Below are 6,571 nucleotides of genomic sequence, written 5' to 3' on the forward strand. Positions count from 1 at the left end.
CTTGTCTATTTGCTGTGTATTGAAAGGCGTTATCAAACATCAAACGTCCTTACTCTTTTAGTGCATTGTTTTGAGCGCTTAATAGTGGCTTCAACATGTACTCAAGCACGGTTCTTTTACCCGTGATGATATCGACAGAGGCGGTCATACCTGGAATGATTGGCAACTCTTCGTTCTGTCCAAAATTGTGTTTTTCGGTGCGCACGCGCACGATATAGAAGCTATTGCCTTCTTCATCTTGAGTGGTATCGGCACTGATGTGCTCTAACACGCCTTCTAGACCACCGTACTTAGTGAAGTCATAAGCACTGAATTTAACGATGGCAGTCAATTCTGGGCGTAGGAACGCGATATCTTGCGGGGCGATTTTCGCTTCAACCAATAGAGAGTCTTCTGTTGGTACAATCTCAACGATGTCCATACCCGGTTGGATAACCCCGCCGACAGTATTAATACCCAATGTTTTAACGGTGCCTGTTACAGGAGAAACCACCACGGTACGGTTTACTCTGTCTTCTAGGCCAACGGCAGATTCGGTCATTGCAGAGAGCTTGTCTTGGGCTTGATTGAGTTTTTCTTGTTGTTCGGAGCGGAAGTTCAGTGCGGCGTCAATACGGCTGAGCATGGATTCTTTGATTGCTGAGCGTAAAAGAGGAATTTTTAGCTCGCTCGAAGTCATTTCTCGGCGAGTGTCGTTCACTTGTCTTTGCAGTTTAAGTAATTCAATTCGTGGTACCACCCCTTCATCGGCGAGAGGTTTGGTGATATCCAGTTCTTGGCGAGCAAACTGGTAGCTCTGTTTTAGGTTTCGAACACGCGCTTTAATCTCAACTAGGTCTTGCTGTTTCTGTTCAACTTGTTGATCAAAAACGGAAAGCTGGTTTCTCAGATTATTGAGATCTTGACGGTATTCTGCTTTTTGACGATTAACCAGTTGAGGTTGAAGTTCATAGAATTTAGGTGGGAACGCAAGCTTGCCATAATCGAGAGTGACACTTTTCTTCCATTCTTTTTCAGAGAATTCTTCGTTGATGACAACACTGGTCAGGGAAGCGGAAAGCATTAACACGTTGGCGGTCAAGTTCGCGACTTGTTGTTCACGTTCGCGGAAGTCAGAACGGAATCGTGTGTCATCGATTAACAGCAGTTGTTGACCTTTTTGAACGCGTTGGCCTTCTTTAACTAAGATCTCTTTAACCAAGCCACCTTCAAGGTTTTGTACCACTTGGATCTGAGAGGAGGGGATCACTTTGCCTTGGCCAACGGTAACTTTGTCGATCTCTGCCCATGCAGACCACCCAATAGCAGCAATAAAAAACAGAACGATCACCCACAACATAATTCGCGCACTGGTGGGCGTATTGAGGAGTAGTGCCGCTGTTTTATCATCGACATACTCAAGCTCGGTCTCGTTCAATTTGCTGAAATTTTTCTGACTCATAACAGTCCTTGTTCGCTAAATAAAAGTGCAAGCCTATTGAGTGTATTCTTACTTTTGATAAATGTTAAGATTTTGCTCCTTTAAATCTTTGAATTTATATATTTTTTAAGACTTATCGGTTCTTGAAATCTGTTTTATCGAGTTGGTGCTTTCTTAGTTTGTCATACAGTGTTTTTCGCGACACCTGCAGCTCTTGTTGTACCTCTTTTAAACGACCTTGATGGCGATGTAGCGCCTCAATCAAGATAATTTGTTCAAAGCTATCGGTGCGTTGGTTCAACGACTGTTGTTGCTCTTCAATGCTCATATCGAGTTCATTTTGCTCATCAGTATCGCTGTCGAGCGACGGCTGCTTAATTTGAGTCAGCACTCTGAGTTCAGCATGTTGGCGAAGCTGACGAATGTTCTCCGTCCAATGCGTTGCAATGAGTCGCTGAATCTCTTTTTCTGTAATGACGGGTGGCGGCAGTTGATAGCGACTGGCTGCACCACGAGCAAAGTGTTTGAACAAAGAGCCAATATCTTCCGTTCTTTGCGCCAAGGGTAGTAAATTAAATCGGCGCAGTTCACCTGTAATTGTAGTAGGAACTACTGTAGTTGCGATAATGATACAAGTTGCATTGGTCTTGCATGAGTTTTCACGAAGTAGAGTGGGTTTTAGGTTCGCTAACCACAGCCATTGATCCTGAGTTAGTGCTTCTGTCTCATGGATATAGAGTGTTCCACCTTGATGCTTCAAGAACAGTTGCAAAATAAACTGATGGAATGTCGCTTCGTCACTGCGTGGCAAATTAAACGCAGCGACAGGGCAAAGCTCCGCGGTTTGATGACTGTGTAAATCATGGGTGTATTGTGCTGTGACCCTTTTCCCCGTCCCTAAATCACCAACAAATAATAGAAGTGGGTTAGTTTTGGTATCTAGGGTGATCAATTCTCGGCGTAATGCCTGCATTGATGGTGATTGACCAATCAGTTTCGGGCCAACCTGATTTTGCATTGCCAACTCTTTACGCAGTAGGTTGTTCTCTTCAACCAGTGCGAGCTTATCCGCCGCTTTTTTAACGGCAGTGAGTAGGGCATCGACCACAAATGGCTTTTCCAGAAAATCGTAAGCGCCGGCTTTCATCGAGGACACCGCGGTTTGCACGTCACCATGTCCGGTAAGTACGATGACCTGAAAATGAGGATTTTGGCTCAGTAACTTTTGCGTCAATTGAATGCCATCCATCACCGGCATGTGAATATCGGTGACGACAATTCCGGCTTGCGTGGTATCTATTTTCTTTAATGCCTCAATAGCATTGGGAAAGCAGACAATATCGATGCCTTCAATGAGCATGGCTTGTTCTACGGAGTCTCGAATGGCGGGTTCATCGTCGACAAAATAGAGTTTAGGCATAGAGTGCAAAAGCCGATTCCTTAGCAGTAGGTGAGATTAGCAGTATGTGAGATTCGTTTTCTAATCAGCGATAACAACGGCGTGTTAGCCCTTATCGTTATATAACGGGATGTTTAGCGAGAATACCATGCCTGAAGGCTCTAACCGGTTCGCGCTGATCGTGCCGTGATACGCTTCAATAATCCGTTTCGATATTGAAAGCCCTAGCCCTAAACCTTCCGGTTTGGTGGTAAAAAACGGGTCGAACAGCTGTTCTAGCTTATCGTTCGGCATGCCAATTCCGTTATCCCAAATGATCAGCTGACAAGAGTCATGATGCAGTTGCCATTCGATGCCTATCTGTGGGCTAGCCTGTTGGTCAACGCTTTCCAGGTTTTGTTGCTCCTGCAAGATTTTGTGTTCAAGAACTTGTTGTTGCAGCGCTTGAGTCGCGTTGTGAATCAGGTTCACTAGTACTTGCTCGAGTTCGGTTGGATGAATCGCAATATTGATGTCATCTGGCACCGTGCTTAGCCTTAGCGTAATGCCTTGCTTGATCATCAGCGCACTGAGAATGCTAGTGGCGTTATTGACCGCTTGATGCAGGTTCGCCACATGATGTTCTTGTTTGGTGACCTTGCGAGTAAAGACTTTGAGTCGCGCGATGATGTCGGTAATGGTGTTGTTGAGGCCAATCATTTTCTCAAGATTGCTTTTCACTAAATCGGTTCGTTCCATTTCCAGTAGCTTTAAGCTGTTTTCACTGTAGGTTCGCAGTGCTGCAAGCGGTTGGTTGATTTCGTGGTTAATGCTGGCTGACAGCTCACCGAGTACCGCTAGTTTCGCGGTTTGTGTCAGCTCTTGTTCTGTCTGTTTCAACTTCGACTGCGACTCTTGGTATTGAAAAAGGGTTTGTTGCAGCTGCTGATTGGATTGCTTCAAGTAGTGGGTACGTTTATCAACGGTTTGCTCTAGGTTTTGGTTGAGTCGGGTCAACGCCACTTTCGCGAGATAAGTCTGGCGCCACGACCAAGCGATGAGCATCACCAAGCTATAAATCACCACGAAGATGACATCGATCTGAAAGATTTTAATAAGTTCAGCTCTGGTCTCTTTTAGTGCGACAACTTGGTACTGGTTGTTGCTGACCGTTGCAGGGTAAAGATTAAAAGCACCAAGCTTGAATAACTGGCTGGCGGTGAGCTCTTTTCGGATTTCATTGGATTGAAGGTTGCTAGATTGATTGGTATTGCTCGCTTCTGACTGAGAGCTTGAAGAACGAAAGGCTTCGATGATCGAAATTTCGCTTTGACCGTATTGGCGTTGAAGTGCGATATCCGTTTGTTGTTGCTGAGTTAGTGGCAACAATGAATGGTAAAGCCATGGAGCTTGGCTTGATAGAAAGACCACTTGGTTAGAGTCGAGTACTACGATCTCAAAATCGTCGCTGGTCAGGATGTTTTCGAGATTTTCTAAGCTCACTTTTACGGTGATAACGCCAACAATTTCCTTGTCGATATACAGAGGTGAAGACAGAAAATAACCGCGTACGTTCGAACGAGCGCCTAGCGCGACATATTGTGTGTTGTTACCTTGAATGGCAGAAGCAAAGTAGGGACGAAACGAGAAGTTCTCACCCACAAAAGTGCGAGGCTTTTGGTAATTACTGGAAGCGACCACAGTACCGTTCGGATCGTGAATATAGATGGTGTCGGCTTGGCTTTGATTCGACCATTCAAATAGCAATTGATTGAGCTGCGCAGCGGAAATCTTGTCTGCTTGTGGTGATGAGTCAAAATAAGAGAGCAAGCGCGGGTCATGGCTGAGCAAATCCGGGATCTGTTTGAATTTATCCAATTCAGAGTCGATTTGTAGATTGGCTTTACTTGCTGCTTCATCGAGTTGCTGAGTGACGATTTTTTCTTGGAATTGCACTGCCATAAAGTGGGTTGCGGTCAGCCCTGCAGCTCCCAATAACAATGAGAATAAAACAAAGGGTGTCATTAGGTTAGGCAGTATTTTGGTCACTCGGATCTCAGCTTGTCATCGGTTTGTATAAAGATTATCAATATGATGGAGAGAGTACCGAGATCTTGTTAACACAGAGCACCTTCTGTGAGACAAAACCATGGCTTAGACTTGTGTTTCAAAGGATTACGGCGCAAAATCACAAAAAAATTTAAAGGAGCAAGCAAATGGAACTGACAGATATTCGTCGCGAATACGCTAAGGGTGGATTGAGACGTAAAGACTTGGCCGCAGACCCGATTGAGCAATTCAATTTATGGCTAGAGCAAGCCATTGAAGCGAAGTTGACGGACCCTACTGCCATGACAGTTGCTACGGTTGATGAAAATGGTCAGCCATTCCAACGCATTGTTCTGCTGAAGAATGTGGATAAAGACGGTTTCGTTTTTTACACCAACCTAGGTAGCCGTAAAGCGCACCAGCTTGAGCACAACAGCAAAATCAGTTTGCACTTTCCTTGGCATCCACTTGAGCGACAAGTTCATATTACGGGCACGGCTGAAAAGCTGACGGCTATGGAAAATATGAAGTACTTCTCGTCACGTCCAAAAGAGAGCCAATTGGCCGCGATTGCAAGTAAGCAGAGTAGCCGCATCTCAGCGCGTGGGATTTTAGAAGGTAAGTATCTAGAGCTTAAACAGAAGTTTGCCAAAGGCGAGATTCCCGTGCCTTCTTTCTGGGGTGGCTTCCGAGTTCGTGTTGATAGCATTGAGTTCTGGCAGGGTGGTGAACACCGCTTGCACGACCGTTTCTTGTTCTCTCGCCAAGACAACAGTTGGGATATTGATCGTCTAGCGCCTTAGGCTGCTTGATCGCTTAGCTGCTTAACAGATCCAAAAGTGCCGTTGATTAGACTGATCAAATCAACGGCATTTTTTTGTCTGGATTTTCAGCTGAACAGTCAATCAGTCACTGTGCAGAACAACGGAGATCTGTTTTTTGAGCAGAGTTTCTGGGATCACTGAGCCCAATCCTGAATCCAACGCATACTCAATCAATTGGCTTTTACTGCGTGCATCAAACTTCTGTTTCAATCTAGCGACATGACCTTCGACCGTTTTGATTGAAATGTTTAACGTCGACGCGATGTACTGTGGTTTCTTGCCGAAAAGCAGTAAGAACAGCACCTCTGATTCTCTCGAAGTCAGCCGCTTTTGCAGCTTAGACACGCGCGGCTCTGACCCCGCAAGCGATGCCTGATCGCCTTTTGTCCCTGTGGCCTGACAAACCCAATGACCAACCTCTAAGATCGCGGTATCGGTAAGCTCTTGGCCATAGAAGATGGTGCCTTGGACGTTGTCGTCATCATCAAGCCAAGGGGTTTTGGTAAAGATATGGGCGTGCCAGCGTCCGTCTGGATAGGGGTGAATATCGAGAATCTTAAGGGTACTGCGTGTATCCATCACATGTTTGTCTTGAGCTCTGAAATCTTGTGCGCACTCGGTGGTTTGACTGGGCATGTCGAAGTCGGTCAAGCCAGTACAAGTCTCATTGGGTTTTAAGCCAATCAATTGGTTGTAAGCAAGGTTGGCGTACACGAAGACCGAGTCAGTATCTTTGCAGCCCCAGCAGCCTGGAAGTTGTTCGAATAAAGAACGATGTATGGAGTTGAGTGGATCTGGCAAGGTTTTATCTCGTGTGTTGCGATGTTGCAATAATATCAGTTTCTTATAGCGCTGCAATGGCAATTAGAGTACGAAAAATAAGGTTCATCGCGGCTTTCC

The 6,571-nt window shown here is 45.4% G+C and carries 5 protein-coding genes; 1 reads left to right on the top strand and 4 read right to left on the bottom strand.

Features of this window, described 5'->3' with window-relative positions; translation table 11 throughout:
• Positions 1-49 precede the first annotated feature (49 nt).
• From AB4138_RS10025 to AB4138_RS10035, 3 genes are all read right to left on the bottom strand, one after another.
• A complete protein-coding gene (locus AB4138_RS10025; protein ID WP_017061206.1) occupies positions 50-1,441 on the bottom strand; it encodes an HlyD family type I secretion periplasmic adaptor subunit in 1,392 nt (463 codons plus the stop codon).
• 112 nt (positions 1,442-1,553) lie between these two features.
• Positions 1,554-2,840 carry a sigma-54 dependent transcriptional regulator gene (locus tag AB4138_RS10030; RefSeq protein ID WP_102332339.1) on the bottom strand — a complete coding sequence of 429 codons (1,287 nt, stop codon included), beginning with the start codon at positions 2,838-2,840 and terminating at the stop codon, positions 1,554-1,556.
• Between the two features lie 84 nt (positions 2,841-2,924).
• Positions 2,925-4,847, bottom strand: a complete 1,923-nt coding sequence (locus tag AB4138_RS10035) for an ATP-binding protein (protein WP_372305866.1) — start codon at positions 4,845-4,847, stop codon at positions 2,925-2,927.
• Positions 4,848-5,014: 167 nt separating this feature from the next.
• Here AB4138_RS10035 and pdxH point away from each other — a divergent pair, with 167 nt between their 5' ends.
• On the top strand, positions 5,015-5,650 hold the full coding sequence (pdxH, locus tag AB4138_RS10040; RefSeq protein WP_017061203.1) for a pyridoxamine 5'-phosphate oxidase: 636 nt from the start codon (positions 5,015-5,017) through the stop codon (positions 5,648-5,650).
• Positions 5,651-5,752: 102 nt separating this feature from the next.
• Here the strand turns inward: pdxH and AB4138_RS10045 are convergent, their stop codons facing one another.
• The gene (locus AB4138_RS10045) at positions 5,753-6,535 is read right to left on the bottom strand and encodes a helix-turn-helix transcriptional regulator (protein ID WP_032546410.1); all 783 of its coding nucleotides are present in this window, start codon (positions 6,533-6,535) and stop codon (positions 5,753-5,755) included.
• Between the last annotated feature and the right edge of the window lie 36 nt (positions 6,536-6,571).

The organism is Vibrio sp. 10N.286.52.C3, from assembly GCF_041468865.1.
Taxonomy (GTDB): Bacteria; Pseudomonadota; Gammaproteobacteria; order Enterobacterales; family Vibrionaceae; genus Vibrio; species Vibrio crassostreae_C.